Here is a 17,222-nt window from a genome sequence, read left to right as displayed (position 1 = left end):
AAATTTGCACAAATTGCGCGATCTTTGCGCCATGACAGACATTTCTTCCAAACGACTGCGGCAGGCCGACATCGCTACTCGGGCCGGCGTCTCCGTTTCCACCGTCTCGCGTGTCCTTGCGAACGAGCCGGGCATCAGCGACGACGTCCGCCGGCAGATCCTCCAGGTCGCCTCCGAGATCGGCTATCCGATCAAAGCCCCGCCAGCGACAAGCCCCGGCGCCTTGGCCCTGATCGCAAGCCATGGCGTGACGGGCGGCCTCAGTGTCTTTTACGAGGGGATTGTCGAGGGTCTGCGGTCCGAGGCAGCCAAGTTGGGCATGCCTTTCGATATCCGCCTTGCCAGAGAGGCGAAGGCGACACCTGAAGCGGTCCGGGAACACCTGGGATCCGTCGAAGCGGAAGGGCTCTTCCTGGTCGGGATCGACCCCGCTGACGCACTTTGCAAATGGCTCGAGGAAAGTCGCACGCCGGTCATCCTGGTCAATGGCACCGACCCGCAAATGCGTTTCGACGGCATCTCGCCCGCAAACTTCCACGGCGCCTATGCGGCGACCCGGCGATTGCTTGAGGCAGGCCATCGCCGCATCCTTCACCTGACCGGATCGCATCGGCATACGATCCGTGAACGTGTTCGCGGCTTCGAGGCGGCAATCGCTTCGGCGGACGGCGGCGAAGGGCGCGTCATCCGCCTGCCCTTCGAGGGCAATTCCAGCGTCGAGGCGCATGCGGCGACGCTCGCCGCCCTTGCCGAGGACGGCGGCTTCACGGCTGCGTTCTGCATGAACGACTTTCTCGCCGTCGGCGTGCTCGAAGCGGTCACCGAGCTCGGCCGGCGCGTTCCCGAGGATTTCGCCATCGTCGGCTTCGACGATCTGCCCTGCGCCGAAATGGCAAATCCACGGCTCGCGACGATGCGTGTCAACCGCGTGGCCCTCGGCCGCGACGCGATCGGTATGATGCACTTCCGTCTCCATCATCGCGATAGGCCCGCCCGGCACGTGTCGCACGCGGTGTTCCCCGTCGCCGGCGGAAGCTTGGAGGCGAGACGGCACCCATGACCTATGATCCCGCCAGTTCCAACCCGCTCGTCGGCAATCCGCTGGAAACACGCAGCGACATGCAGCACGCCCTGCTGGGCCTCTTCGATCCGCTGTTGCCGTATTTTTCAAAAGGGAACGCGCGCGTCCGCCTCGATGCCGCCGCCGCCCACTTCGACCGGGCCGCAGCCGATCTCGAGGGCTTCGCGCGGCCGCTTTGGGGGCTTGCACCGTTTGCCGCCGCCGGCGGCGATTTCCCCCATTGGCGCCGCTATGTCGAGGGCATCGCAAACGGCACCGACCCGAACCATCCGGAGTTCTGGGGCAATGTCGGCAACCGCGACCAGCGCATGGTCGAACTCGCCGCCCTCGGCTTCACCCTTGCCCTGATCCCGGAGAAACTGTGGGACCCGCTAAGCGGCCGGGCAAGAGACAACCTCGTCACCTATCTGCTCCGGGCGCGAGAGTTCGATTATGCCGAAAACAATTGGAAGTTCTTCCGTATCCTCGTCGACATCGCACTCGATCGGCTCGGTATCGACTACGACCGCAGCCTGACCGATGCCTATCTCTCGGAACTCGACGGATTTTACATAGCGGACGGATGGTATCGGGACGGCAATGTGCGGCGTGTCGACCATTACATCCCGTTTGCGATGCACTTCTACGGCCTCATCTATTCGCGCCTCGTCGAGGATGACTATGCCAGGCGCTATCGCGAGCGTGCGCTGGCCTTTGCCCAGGATTTTCGCCACTGGTTCGCCGAGGACGGAGCGACCGTCCCCTTCGGCCGCAGCCTCACCTATCGCTTCGCCTGCGCCAGCTTCTGGTCGGCGCTCGCCTTTGCCGATCTCGAGGCGCTGCCCTGGGGCGAGATCAAGGGCCTTTGCCTTCGCCACCTCAGATGGTGGGCGGACAAACCGATCACCCATCGGGACGGCGTGCTGTCGGTCGGTTACGGCTATCCGAACCTGTTGATGTCGGAAAACTACAATTCAGCGGGCTCTCCCTACTGGGCGTTCAAGGCCTTCCTGCCGCTCGCTGTTTCCAAGAACCATCCGTTCTGGACTTCCCAGGAAACGGCCCCGAGCCCGTCGCCCGACCCGGTGGCGCTCCCCCATCCTGGCATGGTGATGATGCCCGCCAAGGGCGACGTCGTGGCGCTTTCCTCCGGGCAGGAGAACCGGCAAATGCGGTTCGGCTCGGAAAAATACGCGAAATTCGCCTACTCGACGCGTTACGGCTTCAGCGTCGAGAGCGACGAGCGGGCCTTCAGCGGAGGCTCCTTCGATTCGATGCTGGCCTTCAGCGACGACGGCATTCACTACCGTGTGCGCGAGGCGAACGAGGAAGCACGGCTTGCCGGTAACGTGCTCTTTGCGAGGTGGTCGCCCTGGCCGGACGTCTCCGTCGAGACCTGGCTGCTGCCGGCCACGCCCTGGCATGTCCGGGTGCACAGGATCACGACGCCGCGGCCGCTTGAAACTGCCGAGGGCGGCTTTGCCATTGCCAGACGGGACTTCGAAGCCGATACACTTTCCGCACAGGCGGGTTGGGCCTATGCCATCGGCAAAGAGGACTTCAGCGGAATCCACGACCTCGGCTCGACAGTCACGCGCCAAGGTCTGGCACAGAAGGCGGCGCCCAATACCAATCTCATCGCCGCAAAGACCCTGGTGCCGCAATTGCGCGGCACGATCCCCGCCGGTGAGACTATTCTCCGCTGCGCCGTGCTGGCCGTTCGCGACATCTCGGCCGTGTCGGGCGATTGGGAAGGTCCGCCCGCTGTCCCCAAGATCGCCGAACTGCGCACCGTCGCCGAAGAGGGCGTAAGGGTCAGCGCCATGCAAGCGCCGGGACGCATGTCATGACCCCCCCGGCGATTGCCTTCGCGATGCAGCCCGAAAGGACGGAACACGTACTCACACCGGAACTTTTCGCACGCATAGACCGTCTCGCTCGCATACTCGATCGGCAACCCATGACCGTTTTCGGCGACGGCCGGGGAAGCCGCTTGCTCGCCGAAGCGGAGATCCTGGTGACCGGCTGGGGCGCCCCGAGCTTCGATGCGAACGCCCTTCGATCGGCCCCTCGCCTTCGGCTCATCGTCCATGCGGCAGGAACGGTCAAGGACCTGATCGATTTGTCCGTGTTCGATGCAGGAATCACCGTCAGCCATGCGGCCGAAGCCAACGCCGTGCCGGTCGCGGAGTTCACGCTGGCGGCAATCATTTTTTCGGGCAAGCACGTTTTTCGCTTCCGCGACCTTTATGCCGCCGACAGAGGGCGTCAGCGCATCCAGCTGCTGCAGGGGCAGGCTATTGGAAACTACCGCCGCACCATCGGCATCGTTGGCGCCTCGCGGATCGGAAGGCGGGTGATCGACCTGCTTCGCCCCTTCGATTATCGGGTGCTGCTCTACGATCCCTTGGTCGGGGAAGAAAGCGCTTCGGCTATCGGTGTCGAAAAAGCCGATCTCGAGACGCTGATGGCGCATTCGGATATAGTCTCGCTGCATGCGCCTTCTCTGCCCGAGACCCAGCACATGATCGACGGGCGGCGGCTGTCCCTGATGAAGAACGGTGCGACACTGATCAATACGGCGCGGGGTGCGCTCGTGGACGAGGCCGCACTGATAGACCGGCTGAAGACGGGCGCAATCAATGCCGTCATCGACGTGACGGATCCCGAGGTGCCGGAAGGAACGTCGCCTTTCTATGATTTGCCGAACGTCTTCCTAACGCCGCACATTGCCGGCGCCATCGGACTTGAGAGGACGCGACTCGGCGAAATGGCCGTCGACGAAATCGAGCGCTTTCTGGAAGGCCGGCAGCTGCTGTTCGAAGTCCGCAAGCACGACCTGGAGCGCATTGCATGAGCGATTTCGAACCGGGGCTCTGCACCGTCACCTTCAGGAGCTTGCCTCCGGAAAAAATCGTCGGCTTAGCCCGGAGCGCCGGTCTTGCGGCGATCGAATGGGCAGGCGACGCTCATATTGCTCCGGGCGACACGTCCAACGCCCGGATCGTCGGGCTCCTCAGCGCAAGGGCCGAACTGACGACATCCTACGGATCCTATGTCGCGCCACCGACTGACGACCTCATCGAATTCAGGCGTGCGCTCGAGAGCGCGATTGCACTCGGTGCCTCGAATATCCGCATCTGGCCAGGCACCCGCCGGCGCGATTCAAAGGACTACAGCGCAGGCGAAAGACGTGATGCCGCAAAGGCGATCCGCGACATGGGCGCCGAAGCCGCGCGCCACCGCGTGACCGTCTCGCTGGAATATCACCCGCAATCGCTGACGGACACGACCGACTCGGCAAGCCGCCTGATCGACGCGATCGCCCACGACAATGTTTATCTCTATTGGCAGCCGCGGCCCGGGCTGGAGCTCGGCGAGGCGCTCGCAGAGGTCGCCCGCATCGGTCAGCATGTATCTCATGTCCACGTCTTCGCCTGGGATCGAAATCGCAACCGTTTTCCCCTGGCATCGGCATCCGACTATTGGCGAAGCGTCCTCACGGCCCTCCCCGCATCGCGCTGGACCGGGCGACGCTTTGCAATGCTGGAATTCGTCGCCAATGACGATCCCGCCGCCTTCATCGAGGACGCCGCGACGCTCAAGCAAATTCTCCTCGAGTGACATCCACGACGGCCCCGATCCTCCCCACGCGAGACGCCGGGAGGGACTGGCGCGGGCGCTCAAATCCGCCTATATAGGTGAACGGCTGGGGTCGTAGCTCAGTTGGGAGAGCGCCGCAATCGCACTGCGGAGGTCGAGGGTTCGACTCCCTTCGACTCCACCAAACGACCTTTGTCCGACCCGGAGACATAGGTAACAGAACATCGCTAAGACATCAGCGACATCTCTGTAGCGGGCCGATCCGACGTGGCTCGTCACCCTCGGACGACCACCACTTCAGACTGTGTTCGCAGCAGACCCATTGCGAACGCGAATTCCGTTAAGAAGCGAGCGACCCGAAGTCAGAGGGAGCGGTGTTTTCCACCCGATGTGCCGTCTTCCCGCCTTGCCCCTCGCTTGCCAAAGAGCCTGATTTGAGAGAGACTTAGCACCTGGCATCATTGCATATCGGCAACTCCCGCAAGTGGGGACTACCATGCCTCTCAAATCTCTGATCGCCGCCGCCTTAATCGCTCTTCTCACACTTTCAGGATGCGCCACGACAGGCGCTACGGGCAACACGACCTACACCCAGTGGTACGGCCCCTACCCTGAACCCGACTTCGACGTTCTTAGCCCCGGCGGGCTGCGCCTCGCCTACTAGGACGGCTTGTCAAGACGATGCACAGCGTCGTCAAAGGTGAGCAAACGCTCGCCTATGTGTGACGCTTGCCGCACGCAAGTCTTCACCACCATCGAAACCCGCAAACCGTCCGTGCCGCCCTGATAGCGGACGCGCCTCGACGCATGAGTTCACGGAATATTAAGTGCTTGCGGAACACATATGGAACGGATAGTTTCTGTTCTTGATTTGTTTCGCGAATCTGGAGTGACGCGCATGCTGACCCGCAAGCAACAGGAATTGCTTCTGTTCATTCATGAACGGATGAAGGAATCCGGGGTCCCGCCCTCCTTCGACGAGATGAAAGATGCGCTCGATCTTGCGTCGAAATCGGGCATCCACCGGCTGATCACTGCGCTGGAAGAACGCGGTTTCATTCGCCGGCTACCCAATCGGGCCCGAGCGCTCGAGGTCATCAAGCTGCCGGAAGCCTATTCGAGCCCAGCCCAGCCGCGGCGCGGCTTCTCGCCGAGCGTCATCGAGGGCAGCCTCGGCAAGCCCCCGGCACCGAAGCCGGCGCCAACGCCGCCGGTCGAGAGCGCGTCTATAACAGTGCCGGTCATGGGCCGGATCGCCGCCGGCGTGCCGATTTCGGCCATTCAGAACAATACGCACGAGATTTCCGTGCCGGTCGAGATGATCGGCAGCGGCGAGCACTACGCCCTCGAAATCAAGGGCGATTCGATGATCGAGGCGGGCATTCTCGATGGCGACACGGTGATCATCCGCAACGCCAGCACCGCCAGCCCGGGCGACATCGTCGTCGCCCTGATCGACGACGAGGAGGCAACCTTGAAGCGATTCCGCCGCAAGGGCGCATCGATCGCACTGGAAGCGGCGAATCCGGCTTACGAAACGCGCATCTTCGGACCCGACCGCGTGAAAATTCAGGGCAAACTCGTCGGTCTGATCCGGCGCTATCACTAGGCCGATTTGGGTTCCTGTGCCGATCCTGTGTGCGGTCGTTTCGCGCGGTCGCGACGACAGAACTGTTCTCTTTGCCTTCCGTGATCTCGCTTACTGCGGCCGGCGTTTATTGGTCTCGGCGTCCGCCATGCCACCGGCAAGAAGCGCTCTCGTATTCCGGCCTGTTCAAAGCTGTTTGTGGGCGTCTTTTTTGAACGTCTCCCTCTTGCGCTCCACATGGATTCGTTTTAAACGCCCGCCATCGCTCGATTTTACGAGCACGAGAGGCCTCGTGGCGGAGTGGTGACGCAGAGGACTGCAAATCCTTGTACCCCGGTTCAATTCCGGGCGAGGCCTCCATTACACATCTAATTGCCGATTCTACGTCACGAGATCAGGTGCTCGATCCGGTGCCACGCCCTTGGCTGGTAGCAATCTGCTCCAGGGTTTTCCCACAGCTCAGGTCGATGTTTATAGCCCGTCGATCGGCGACCCAAAGTTGAATCGAGGCATTTTTCGCCTGCCGAGGCATATAAGCTTGGCGCGAACCTGCCCCGGAGCTTTAGCTGTTGAGGCGATTAGACCGGTACGCTCGACAAGACCGCCGCCAAGAGCGCCGGATGCGGCGAGGCAGTTGACAAGCGCAGATAGCGGCCGGTCGGCTTTGAATGCCGCATCAGTGCGGCGTGGACAGATTGTTCTCCGTCTATCGCGGCTGGATGCTCCAATATTCTCGCCAGCTTCGTCAGCAGCTTCGAACGCATCCGTCTGAGCTTGATGTCGTTCGCACGGCGACAGAGAGCGAAAATGCGTAAGAAACTCTTCTCTCCCGTCCCATCGACGCAGATGAGTTCATCGTAACCGCGGCGATCGGTAACGACGAAATTGCCGGGATTTACATCCATCATGACGATGTGCAGGCGGCGAAACCGTTCGAAGATTTCGTCGATCATCGTGAGATGCCTGGCGGTGAGCTGCCCCGAAAACGCCAACTGAGCGAGGGTGGGCGCGAGCTTCCCATCGCGTCTGGTTATTTTTTCCACCACGAGCCCCAGGCCGTACTCGGTCTGGGCGAAGCCGAATATCTTCGGTATCGGCAGTTCGATGGCGTCCGCGAGGGAGAACTTTCTCGCCTGCTCAAGGAATTCGTCGACTTCACGCCGAAACGTTCGATAGGCCCCGAAACGTTTGAATTGGTTGAGGAATGCAAACGCCCTCTTTGACTGGCGTGTGCCGCTTGCTTCTCTGGATCCCAGCTTCAGAACCTTGATGAGAACACTCGGATGGAGACGATTCTCGAAAATGCTGCGCTGATGGCCGGCAGCGCATTCACGCCAGTCGGAAAGTTCGATCCTGTCGTCGAACATTTTCTGAACCCCGGATTGTGACAGTTTTGTAAAAAAACTGTGTCTGGGGGAAAAGTTCAAGAGCGGCGTGCTTGGCGGCGCTATCTCTACCGTACATAGTATGCGGTAGTTGCAGTCTTGCCACTGTGACAGGGAGCGACGGGTGAAAGCAACCTTCCGGCCGTCCTCCCCGTGGGAGGAACTGCAGGCCTGTGCCCGGCCTACTTCCCGGAGTTCTCAGTGCCGCGCCGACGCGCCCACCAGACGGCGAGCTTCCGGCGGGCGCGGCGCACTGCAGGGATGTCATGCGACAATACGAGCAGGCCGAGCGGGACCATCCAGAAACCGAGAACCGGCAGAAAACCGAGCAGGCCACAGACGACGAGCAGCGACCCGATCAAGATGCGCAGGGCCGGCGAGTCGGGCAGCCGAATTCGCCAGTTGCCGAGCACGATTTGACGTGTTTGCGGATCGATGCCGAAATATCTCTTCTTGCCGCCGTTCGCCATTATGCCTCTTTAATCCAACTCCCCAACAGTTGGTGCCTTCTCCACAGGGTGACAACCGCGGCCCAAGATTTTTTTTGAAAAATCGCTTGGCAAATCGGAAAAGCATTTGTATTAGCAGCCTCACTTCTGCGGCGCAGATGATCCCTGGTAGCTCAGCGGTAGAGCACTCGACTGTTAATCGATAGGTCGCCGGTTCGAATCCGGCCCGGGGAGCCAGTTTCGAAAGAGCCATTCGCGGCGTGCGCCCGAATGGCTCTTTTCATTTGTCGTCCTTACTCGACCTTACATGAAGGTGCTTCATGCGCTTGGCGTGGCTTTTCCTGGCGCTCGCGATTGCGACCGAAGTGGTCGGTCTCACCGTCATGAAGGCCTCCTCGGCCTCGTGCGCCTATATCGGCCACGCGGTCATGTATGCCTCGATCGCCCTCTCCTACGTGTTTCTCGCAAGGGCCGTGAAGACAGTACCGGTTGGCGTGGCCTATGCCATCTGGGAAGGCTCGGGCGTGGCGCTCATCACCCTCGTCTCTGTCTTCATCTTCGGCCATGTACTGAGCGGCCGCGAAGTGGTCGGGCTTTCCATGGCAGTGCTCGGCATCCTGCTTGTCAATGCGGGCAAGGCTCACGACGACGACATCGGCGAGGAAGCCGCGCCGTGACGGCCTCCGGTCTCTCCTTCGCCTTCGCGTTCATGGCCGGCCTGCTCGATGTCGCGGCAAATCTCGCTTCGTCGAAGTCGGATGGCTTCGTCAAACGCGGATGGGGCGTGCTTTCGATCCTGCTGGTGCTCGCCGCGTTCGCCTTGCTCGCCGAGGCGGTGAAAGGCATGGAGCTTGCGATCGCCTATGCCGTGCTGGGCGGCACCGGAATTTTCGGCACGGCGATCTCCGGCCGCCTCTTGTTCGGAGAGAAGCTCAAGCCGATCGGCTGGGTTGGCCTGATCCTCGTCTTCGGCGCAGTGCTCGTGCTTCACACCGCCTGACGCGGCCGCTTGTCGGATGCCGACTGCTTGTGCTTCGGAGCTGTACCATGCGGGCCGGGCCCGGACACGAGCCAGTCGACAAGCGCGAAATAGGCGCCGTAGGGCAGGAGCCGCAGCAACTTGACGGCATAGGTGAAGCGTTTCGGGAAGGTGATCTCGAAATGTCTCGACTTCAGACCCGTGCAAATCCATTCCGCCGCCTCGTCGGCGCTGACAAGGGGGGCCGGGCGCGACAGGTTGTTCTTCACCGAGCCACGCGTCGCGATGAAGCCTGGACAGATCAGTTGCAGCCTGATGCCGATCCGGTCGAGGTCGAATTTCAGGCTCTCGGTCATGTTGATGAGGGCCGCCTTGGTGGCGCCATAGGCGGCGCTCATCGGCAGTCCGCCATAGCCGGCCACCGACGACATGATGGCGATCTGGCCATGGCCGTTCGCCTTCATGTGCTCAACCAGGGGCACGAGACAGTTGACGACGCCGTGCAGATTGACCGCGAAGCTCTTGTCGAATGCCTCGAGATGGAGGTCGTCTCCGCGCACGGGTATGGCTACGCCGGCATTGAGGATCGCCAATGCCACCCGGCCATGCTCATATTCGATCGCCGTCAGCAACCGCTCCATGTCGCGCGGGTCGGTGACGTCGCCGTCGAGAACGACGATCTTGCCCGGTCCGTCGACCTCATGCTGAAGAGCGACGAGCTTCTCGTGACTGCGCGCCGTGACGACGACCGAATAGCCTTCCCCCACCAGTCGAAGCGCAACGGCGCGCCCTATTCCGGAACTTGCCCCGGTTACCCATGCCCATCCATGCTCGGGGCGGGCGGTAAATGCAGTCATCATTTCGTCCTCGCACGTCGTTCAGGAAGCTTTCCTTCCCGGAAGGCTCGGCAGGTCCGAACCCGTTGCCTCTCCGACGGCAGATCCTGTCCCCGTTCTCCGCTTGCCGCCCGTCAAATTGACTGCGGAGACGATTTTTGCCCGCGACAGGAAAGCGGCGAAACGCTTTTTCTTGCCTGTTGAACAGCCTGAGCCGAAAACACGCCAATATTTCGGCGATTCTGCTCCAAATGTTTGCTGCTTGCCGTTCGTCGAGGTTAATGCTTGGCTGAGGCCCGGCCATCGTTCCGTCCAGCGTGAGGTTTTCCAAGATGAGTGTCCATCCGTCCGTGCTCGAAGCCATCGGCAATACGCCGTTGATCCGGCTCAATGCCGTTTCCGAAGCTACCGGCTGCTCCATCCTCGGCAAGGCGGAGTTCCTCAATCCCGGTCAATCGGTGAAGGACCGGGCAGCGCTGTGGATCATCCGCGAGGCCGAGAAGGCCGGCCAGTTGCGCCCCGGCGGCGTGATCGTCGAGGGCACGGCAGGCAATACCGGCATAGGACTGGCGGTCGTCGGCAGCGCGCTCGGATATCGCACCGTCATCGTCATCCCGGAAACCCAGAGCCAGGAGAAGAAGGACGCGTTGCGGCTTCTCGGCGCCGAACTGGTCGAGGTTCCGGCGGTACCCTACAAGAACCCCAACAACTACGTGAAGGTCTCCGGGCGGCTGGCGGCCGAACTCGCCAAGACCGAACCGAACGGTGCCATCTGGGCGAACCAGTTCGACAACGTCGCGAACCGGGAGGCGCATGTCCAGACGACCGCACCGGAGATCTGGCGCGACACCGACGGCAAGGTCGACGGCTTCATCTGCGCCGTCGGCTCCGGCGGGACGCTCGCCGGCGTCGCACAGGGCTTGCGCGCCAAGAGCCCCGCCGTCAAGATCGGCATTGCCGACCCGGAAGGCGCGGCACTTTTCAACTACTATGCCCATGGCGAGCTGAAGGCGAGCGGGAGCTCGATCACCGAGGGCATCGGCCAGGGCCGTGTCACCGCCAATCTCGACGGCTTTACGCCGGATTTCGCCTATCAGATTCCCGATTCCGAAGCGGTGCCCTACGTCTTCGACCTCATCGAGAGGGAAGGCCTCTGCGTCGGCGGCTCCAGCGGCATCAATATTGCCGGTGCGGTTCGACTGGCCCGCGAGCTCGGCCCCGGACATACGATCGTGACGATCCTCTGCGACTATGGTAACCGCTATCAGTCGAAGCTCTTCAATCCGGACTTCCTTGCCTCAAAGGGCCTGCCGGTCCCGGCTTGGCTGAATAGAAGTTCGAACATTACCGTTCCATACGAACCCGTCGGATAGTCTCTCGATGACCAGGACCGTGACCGCCCTCTTCCGCGAGGATTTCTACCTCTCGACCTGCGAAGCAAGCGTCACGGCGGTCCTGGAAGACGGCGGGATCGAACTCGACCAGACCTGTTTCTATGCCACGTCCGGCGGCCAGCCTGGCGACACGGGCTTTTTCGAGCGCGAGGACGGCAGCCGGATCCCGATCGTCGAGACCCGGCATGGCGCAACCAAGGATGTCATCGTGCATGTTCCCGCCGAGGGACACCCCCGGCCGACAGTCGGCGAAAAGCTCGTACTCCATATCGACTGGCCGCGCCGCTACCGGCTGATGCGCATGCACACGGCATGCCACTTGCTTTCGGTCGTCTGTCCCTTCCCTGTCACCGGCGCCGCCGTCGGCGAGGAGGAGAGCCGTGTCGATTTCGACATGAGCGAATCGATCGACAAGGACGAAGTGACGGCGGCGCTGATGAAGCTCGTCGATGCGAACCATCCGGTCTATGTGCAATGGATCACCGACGACGAACTCGCCGCCAATCCGGACCTCGTCAAATCCAAGAATGTCCGGCCGCCCGTCGGCATGGGACGCGTCAGCCTCGTCTGCATCGGCGAAGAGTCCTGCGTCGACAGCCAGCCCTGCGGCGGCACGCATGTTTCGGAGACGCAGGAAGTCGGCGCCATTTACATCGCCAAGATCGAGAAGAAGGGTAAAGAAAACCGGCGGTTCCGGATCCGCTTCGGAACGCCCGAAGACCGTGCCGCCTCTTAAAGTCCACGGAGGAAACGACAATGAGCAACGAGAACAACAAAAGAAGCGCCTTCATCGTTTCCCCGGACTGGCTGGAGCAGCGGCTTGACGATCCCAGCGTCAAGATCGTCGATGCCGCCTGGTACCTGCCGGCCCAGAAGCGCGACCCCAAGGCTGAATACCAGGCAGCACATATCCCGGGGGCTGTCTTCTTCGACCAGGATGCGATCGCCGACCAGGCGAGCGACCTGCCGCATACGCTGCCCTCGCCGGAAGCCTTTGCCGAAGCCGTCGGAGCCATGGGCATCGGCGAGACCGACACGATCGTCATTTATGACGGACCGGGCATCTTCACGGCGCCGCGGGTCTGGTGGATGTTCCGCATTATGGGCGCGAAGAACGTCTTTGTCCTTGATGGCGGCATGGACGGCTGGAAGGCCGAGGGACGCCCCACGACCGCCGAGATTTCGAGCCCCGCACCGCGTTCATTCCATGCAAGCTTCGACGCCAAGGCCATCACCTCCTTCGAGCGCATGAAGGACATCGTCGAAAACCGTCTCGCCCAGGTCGCCGATGCCCGTAGCGCCGGGCGCTTTAGCGGAGAGGAAGCGGAGCCTCGCGCCGGCATGCGGTCGGGCCACATGCCCGGCGCTCGAAGCCTTCCCTCCGGGACCTTCTCAGAAGCGGGCAAACTCAAGGATCTTGACGAATTGCGCCAGAGCTTCGCGGAGGCCGGCATCGACCTGACGAAGCCGGTCGTCACGACCTGCGGATCGGGTGTGACGGCGGCAATCATCACGCTTGCGCTTCAATCATTGGGACATACAGACAATACGCTCTATGATGGTTCCTGGTCGGAATGGGGTAGCCGCCCCGACACCCCGGTTGCCATCGGTAGAGAGTGAAAACCATGCAAGGATCGAAGCCTGCTGCGATCACGGCCCACGTTACTGAGCTCGAGATGACGGCGCCGCCGAAGCAAAGCCTGCCGGTGCCCGTCAACATCCACACCGCGATCCTGCGGGTGTCCGACATTCCGCTTCCCTATTACCGCTTCCTCTATCTGCGTGTCGGCAAGCGCTGGCACTGGGCGGAGCGGCTGCGGATGAGCGATGAAGACCTGGCGGCGGTACTCCACGACAAGAGGACGAACCTGACGGTCCTCTATGTCAACGGTGCGCCCGCCGGCTTCTTCGAACTGCAGCAGCGCGATGGCGACATCATGGAGCTTACCCATTTCGGGCTCATGGAACACGCGCTTGGCCTCGGCCTCGGGAAATGGTTCCTGCTGCAGACCCTGTTCGCCGCCTGGGCGATGGACCCGCGCAAAGTCAAGGTAACGACAAACAGCTTAGACCACCCTCGGGCATTGCAGCTCTACCAGCAGTTCGGCTTTTCCCCGGTCGCGACGCGGGATGCGATCGTTCGGCCCTTAAGCGACGACGAGCTGCTCAGCTTCGCGAAGAAGCTCTGACCGGACCTCTCCGGCAAGTTTCGGGTGTCGCAACCGGGCGCAATGGACCAATCTCCTCGTCGACAAGAACAGGAGAGATCCATGACACTGCGATATGTCGCGATGCCCGACAAAGATGCGCAACGGCTATGGCAGGGCGGCCGGGATGCCTATGGCAACCTGCCCGAACGGCACATCTCGGACGGCGACGGCGTTCCGTGCCGGCATTGCCTGCGAAACGTCGAAGAGGGTGAGCCTTACCTGATCCTTGCCTATCGGCCGTTTTCGTCAGCCCAGCCTTACGCTGAAACGGGACCGATCTTCATGCATGCCGATGCGTGTCCTGCGCCGGACGGAGCGTTGCGGCCGCCGATCCTGACCTCCAGCAAGGACTACCTGCTTCGCGGATACGGTAGCGACGAGCGCATCGTCTATGGGAGTGGCGGCGTGGTACCCGTGGAGATGCTCGAGCGGCGTGCAGAAGAACTGCTGGCACGGACGGACATCGCCTATGTGCATGTGCGCTCCGCCAAGTACAATTGCTATCAGTGCCGCATAGAGGCGGTCTGAGGACCGGTCCGGCAGTACAGCGCCGGACCGGTTTGAGCTTCACCGCTCAGGCGACGTTGAGGACGCTTTCCGGCGCGTAGGAATCATAGCCGAGTGCCTCGGCGACGGGCGCATTGGTCACCCGGCCCCGATGGACGTTGAGGCCCGCCCGCAAATGCCGGTCCTCGGCAATCGCCTTGAGCCCGCGATCGGCAAGCTGAAGGCCGTAATAGAGCGTCGCGTTGTTGAGCGCGTGAGCCGACGTGATCGGCACGGCGCCCGGCATGTTCGCGACGCAGTAATGCACGATGCCGTCCACCTCATAGGTCGGCTCGGAATGGGTCGTCGCATGCGAGGTCTCGAAGCAGCCGCCCTGGTCGATTGCGACGTCGACGATCACCGCGCCCTTCTTCATGCCTGACAGCATTTCGCGCGTGACGAGCCTGGGTGCGGCAGCGCCGGGGATCAGCACGGCGCCGATTACCAGGTCGGCGGAAAACACTTCTTCCTCCAGGGCGTCGATCGTCGAATAGCGCGTATGGACGCGGCCGTTGAAGATGTCGTCGAGCTGGCGCAGGCGCGGAATCGAGCGGTCAAGGATCGAAACGTCGGCGCCGAGGCCGACCGCCATTTTTGCGGCGTGCAGGCCGACGACGCCGCCGCCGATGATCGCCACCTTGGCGGGAAGCACGCCGGGAACGCCGCCGAGCAGGATGCCACGGCCGCCATTGGCCTTTTGAAGCGAGGTGGCGCCAGCCTGGATGGCGAGCCGCCCGGCCACTTCGGACATGGGAGCAAGCAGCGGCAGCCCGCCGCGCTCATCCGTCACCGTCTCATAGGCAACGGCGGTGACGCCCGAATTCAAGAGGCCCCTCGTCTGCTCCGGATCCGGCGCCAGATGAAGATAGGTATAGAGAATCTGGCCCTCGCGCAGTTGCGTCCATTCGGACGGCTGCGGCTCCTTGACCTTGACCACCATGTCCGCCTTTTCGAACACGTCCTTGGCCGTCGGAACAATCCGCGCGCCGGCGGCGCGATAGGCGTCGTCATCCGCCCCGATCCCTGCCCCGGCCTTGGTCTCGACGATCACCTCGTGGCCGTGGGCGACATATTCCCGCACCGATCCCGGCGTCAGGCCGACCCTGTATTCATGATTTTTGATTTCCTTCGGGCAACCGACACGCATCTTCGCGTTCCTCTCCTGTCTGTGCGCTTTCGCGGCATTGGCGATCAGACAATGAAAACAGATGCTGGCGAGAATGTCCTTGCAAAGGCGCGCCCCTCAGCGCATTGCTTTCGACTTTTGTTGCGTATGAAACGTTTTTATTGAAGGAAAACTCGAATGAGTGAGCTGGACGCCATCGATCGTTCGATTCTGAGGATCCTGCAGCAAGAGGGCAGAATCTCCAATGCCGATCTCGCCGCCAAGGTGGGCCTGTCGCCTTCCGCCTGTTCGCGGCGCGTCGATATCCTCGAGAAAACCGGCACGATCGCCGGCTACCACGCCCGTATCGCGCATAAGGCGCTCGACTACAAGATTATGGTGATCGTGCATATTTCGCTCTCCGGCCAGTTCGCCAAGACGCTCGCCGAATTCGAAGCAGCGGTCAAACTCTGCCCGAATGTTCTCGTCTGCTATCTGATGTCCGGGGAATACGACTACATCCTGCGTGTCGCGGCACGGGATCTCGAAGACTACGAGCGCATTCACCGCGACTGGCTGTCGGCGCTTCCGCATGTGGTGAAGATCAATTCGAGCTTCTCGCTTCGCGAAATCATTGACCGCCCGAATGTCGGGATCTGACACTCGCGCGGCTTAACGGCCGACCACCCGGTTGCGGCCGGTATTCTTGGCGGCATAGAGGCGAATATCGGCCTGCGCCAGCAATTCGTTGATCCCGGCGCCATCGGCAAGCGTCGACGACACGCCGATGCTGGTGGTCACCGGGTCCCCATTCGGCGTCTTTACTCCCGAGGAGACCGCCAGCCGTATGTCCTCGGCCCGCGAATGGACACCCGCATAGGGGAGCCCCGGGCAAAGCACGACGAATTCCTCGCCGCCATAGCGGAACAGGCGATCCTCGGGCTGAAGCTTTGCGTTGACCGCTTCTGCCAGTTTCTTCAGCACGCGATCGCCTTCCATGTGGCCGAACTGATCGTTGACGCTCTTGAAGCGGTCGACATCGATGAGCATCAGGCTGAGCGGAGCGCCGTCGGCTGCCGCCTCGCGTATCATCTGCTTCCCTTCCGCTTCGAAACGGCCACGGTCCAGGGCACCGGTCAGGGTATCGTGACCGGAACGCGACAAGAGATCCTCGTAGCGCTCGCGAAAGGTGAGGTCGTTGAACACGTCGCCGAGCGGCCGGTCCGAAATCGCCAGGAAGGCATGACGCGAGGATCTCAGATAGAATCCGATGGCGACGGCATAGAAGGGGGCGGCCAGCATCTTCGCCATCCACCCGCCCCAGAACACGTCCCAGGGCGCACCGTTCACGAAGCGGAGCGCCGCATAGAAGCCGAGCTGGTCGAATGTCAGCACGACGACGCCGCAGATTAGGAAGCGCATCGTGACGAAGCGGCGAAACCACCGGCCAAGCTTCTCGTAAAGCAGGATGATGATCAGCGAATCGAAATATAGCAGCGTCGTGCCCCAGACCATCAGCCAGCCCATTTCGTCGATGAAGGCGATGTCGGCGACACGGCCGGCGACGACCGAGACGGTATCATGCCGCCGCAACAGCAGGCTGAGCGCCACAGTCAAAAAATTGCCGGCAAGCAAGCCGTAGATCGGCTGCCGGACTGTCGCGGCGTCCTCCTTCACGTAAAGGAGAAGGATCATCATGAGCTTGCCGGAAAAGAACACGGCAGAGCCCGGAGAGATCACCCCGAACGGCAGCTGAACGTAAAAGACGGCGGCAAGATAGGTCTCGATGAAATGCATGACGCCGAGGGCTGCCACGAAGACGCCGAGCCCCAGGCGGGCACGCAGGTGAAGAAGCCCGATCATCGACGCGACGTAAACCAAGGCCTCGGCAAGCAGGAGCATGAGATTGGCGTTTGGCATGCGCGCAGGAGACTTCCGTTTTCACTCGCCCGTTCCTTAAAGCTAGAAATTGAACAAAGCTTTACCGGCCTACGAGGCGGCGAAAAACAGGCGAGATTCTGCCGCTTGCCGTTCCGCTCCAGTCGGTCATAGTCGCGCGGAAAGGTT

At 61.9% G+C, this 17,222-nt stretch carries 19 protein-coding genes and 3 tRNA genes; 17 read left to right on the top strand and 5 right to left on the bottom strand.

The annotated features are described in order from the left end of the window. Positions 1-31 precede the first annotated feature (31 nt). From CO656_RS03185 to CO656_RS03150, 8 genes are all read left to right on the top strand, one after another. A complete protein-coding gene (locus CO656_RS03185; RefSeq protein WP_097524785.1) occupies positions 32-1,060 on the top strand; it encodes a LacI family DNA-binding transcriptional regulator in 1,029 nt (342 codons plus the stop codon). Then, on the top strand, positions 1,057-2,910 hold the full coding sequence (locus tag CO656_RS03180) for a DUF2264 domain-containing protein (RefSeq protein ID WP_097524784.1): 1,854 nt from the start codon (positions 1,057-1,059) through the stop codon (positions 2,908-2,910). Before CO656_RS03185 ends, CO656_RS03180 begins: the two co-directional genes overlap by 4 nt. Then, positions 2,907-3,917, top strand: coding sequence for a hydroxyacid dehydrogenase (locus CO656_RS03175; RefSeq protein ID WP_097524783.1), 1,011 nt, complete (start codon positions 2,907-2,909; stop codon positions 3,915-3,917). Before CO656_RS03180 ends, CO656_RS03175 begins: the two co-directional genes overlap by 4 nt. Beyond that, positions 3,914-4,684, top strand: a complete 771-nt coding sequence (locus CO656_RS03170; protein ID WP_037422027.1) for a sugar phosphate isomerase/epimerase — start codon at positions 3,914-3,916, stop codon at positions 4,682-4,684. Before CO656_RS03175 ends, CO656_RS03170 begins: the two co-directional genes overlap by 4 nt. An 87-nt stretch (positions 4,685-4,771) precedes the next feature. After that, a tRNA-Ala gene (locus CO656_RS03165) sits at positions 4,772-4,847 on the top strand. A gap of 312 nt (positions 4,848-5,159) precedes the next feature. Next, positions 5,160-5,327, top strand: a complete 168-nt coding sequence (locus tag CO656_RS30105) for a hypothetical protein (RefSeq protein WP_086022770.1) — start codon at positions 5,160-5,162, stop codon at positions 5,325-5,327. A 234-nt stretch (positions 5,328-5,561) separates the two neighbouring features. After that, positions 5,562-6,272, top strand: a complete 711-nt coding sequence (gene lexA / locus CO656_RS03155; RefSeq protein ID WP_097525044.1) for a transcriptional repressor LexA — start codon at positions 5,562-5,564, stop codon at positions 6,270-6,272. Between the two features lie 265 nt (positions 6,273-6,537). Continuing rightward, positions 6,538-6,611, top strand: a tRNA-Cys gene (locus CO656_RS03150). A gap of 218 nt (positions 6,612-6,829) precedes the next feature. On the opposite strand, the gene CO656_RS03145 is transcribed toward CO656_RS03150, so the two are convergent. Together CO656_RS03145 and CO656_RS03140 are read right to left on the bottom strand one after the other, a co-directional pair. Then, on the bottom strand, positions 6,830-7,618 hold the full coding sequence (locus tag CO656_RS03145) for a YrbL family protein (protein ID WP_037422025.1): 789 nt from the start codon (positions 7,616-7,618) through the stop codon (positions 6,830-6,832). 200 nt (positions 7,619-7,818) lie between these two features. Then, positions 7,819-8,106 carry a hypothetical protein gene (locus tag CO656_RS03140; RefSeq protein WP_037422022.1) on the bottom strand — a complete coding sequence of 96 codons (288 nt, stop codon included), beginning with the start codon at positions 8,104-8,106 and terminating at the stop codon, positions 7,819-7,821. 141 nt (positions 8,107-8,247) lie between these two features. On the opposite strand from CO656_RS03140, the gene CO656_RS03135 reads away from it, so the two are divergent. The 3 genes from CO656_RS03135 (at position 8,248) to CO656_RS03125 (ending at position 9,085) form a co-directional block, all read left to right on the top strand. After that, positions 8,248-8,322 (top strand) — tRNA-Asn (locus CO656_RS03135). Positions 8,323-8,405: 83 nt separating this feature from the next. Then, positions 8,406-8,762, top strand: coding sequence for an SMR family transporter (locus CO656_RS03130; protein WP_037421890.1), 357 nt, complete (start codon positions 8,406-8,408; stop codon positions 8,760-8,762). After that, complete coding sequence (locus CO656_RS03125; RefSeq protein ID WP_097524782.1) at positions 8,759-9,085, top strand: SMR family transporter; 327 nt, start codon at positions 8,759-8,761, stop codon at positions 9,083-9,085. Before CO656_RS03130 ends, CO656_RS03125 begins: the two co-directional genes overlap by 4 nt. On the opposite strand, the gene CO656_RS03120 is transcribed toward CO656_RS03125, so the two are convergent. Then, entirely contained in the window at positions 9,073-9,921 is an 849-nt protein-coding gene (locus tag CO656_RS03120) for an SDR family NAD(P)-dependent oxidoreductase (protein ID WP_234819680.1), read from the bottom strand. The genes CO656_RS03125 and CO656_RS03120 overlap by 13 nt on opposite strands. A 311-nt stretch (positions 9,922-10,232) precedes the next feature. On the opposite strand from CO656_RS03120, the gene CO656_RS03110 reads away from it, so the two are divergent. The 5 genes from CO656_RS03110 to CO656_RS03090 all read left to right on the top strand — a co-directional run bounded on the left by CO656_RS03110 (position 10,233) and on the right by CO656_RS03090 (position 14,032). After that, entirely contained in the window at positions 10,233-11,273 is a 1,041-nt protein-coding gene (locus tag CO656_RS03110) for a cysteine synthase A (RefSeq protein ID WP_097524780.1), read from the top strand. A 7-nt stretch (positions 11,274-11,280) separates the two neighbouring features. Next, on the top strand, positions 11,281-12,030 hold the full coding sequence (locus tag CO656_RS03105) for an alanyl-tRNA editing protein (protein ID WP_097524779.1): 750 nt from the start codon (positions 11,281-11,283) through the stop codon (positions 12,028-12,030). Between the two features lie 20 nt (positions 12,031-12,050). Continuing rightward, positions 12,051-12,914 carry a 3-mercaptopyruvate sulfurtransferase gene (gene sseA, locus CO656_RS03100; RefSeq protein ID WP_097524778.1) on the top strand — a complete coding sequence of 288 codons (864 nt, stop codon included), beginning with the start codon at positions 12,051-12,053 and terminating at the stop codon, positions 12,912-12,914. A 5-nt stretch (positions 12,915-12,919) separates the two neighbouring features. Continuing rightward, positions 12,920-13,483: a GNAT family N-acetyltransferase gene (locus CO656_RS03095; protein ID WP_097524777.1), complete on the top strand. Its 564-nt coding sequence runs from the start codon at positions 12,920-12,922 to the stop codon at positions 13,481-13,483. 81 nt (positions 13,484-13,564) lie between these two features. Next, positions 13,565-14,032, top strand: a complete 468-nt coding sequence (locus tag CO656_RS03090; RefSeq protein WP_037421872.1) for a DUF1203 domain-containing protein — start codon at positions 13,565-13,567, stop codon at positions 14,030-14,032. A gap of 46 nt (positions 14,033-14,078) precedes the next feature. Here the strand turns inward: CO656_RS03090 and ald are convergent, their stop codons facing one another. Continuing rightward, complete coding sequence (ald, locus tag CO656_RS03085) at positions 14,079-15,197, bottom strand: alanine dehydrogenase (protein WP_037421870.1); 1,119 nt, start codon at positions 15,195-15,197, stop codon at positions 14,079-14,081. Between the two features lie 156 nt (positions 15,198-15,353). Here ald and CO656_RS03080 point away from each other — a divergent pair, with 156 nt between their 5' ends. Beyond that, positions 15,354-15,815: an Lrp/AsnC family transcriptional regulator gene (locus tag CO656_RS03080; protein WP_037421867.1), complete on the top strand. Its 462-nt coding sequence runs from the start codon at positions 15,354-15,356 to the stop codon at positions 15,813-15,815. Between the two features lie 12 nt (positions 15,816-15,827). Here CO656_RS03080 and CO656_RS03075 read toward each other — a convergent pair whose 3' ends face one another. Then, positions 15,828-17,075, bottom strand: coding sequence for a GGDEF domain-containing protein (locus tag CO656_RS03075; protein ID WP_037421865.1), 1,248 nt, complete (start codon positions 17,073-17,075; stop codon positions 15,828-15,830). Positions 17,076-17,222 lie beyond the last annotated feature (147 nt).

It is taken from the genome of Sinorhizobium sp. FG01 (genome assembly GCF_002531875.1).
GTDB lineage: Bacteria > Pseudomonadota > Alphaproteobacteria > Rhizobiales > Rhizobiaceae > Sinorhizobium > Sinorhizobium fredii_C.
Note: the sequence above shows the minus strand (reverse complement) of the source record. Positions and strands in the feature narration are given on the sequence as shown.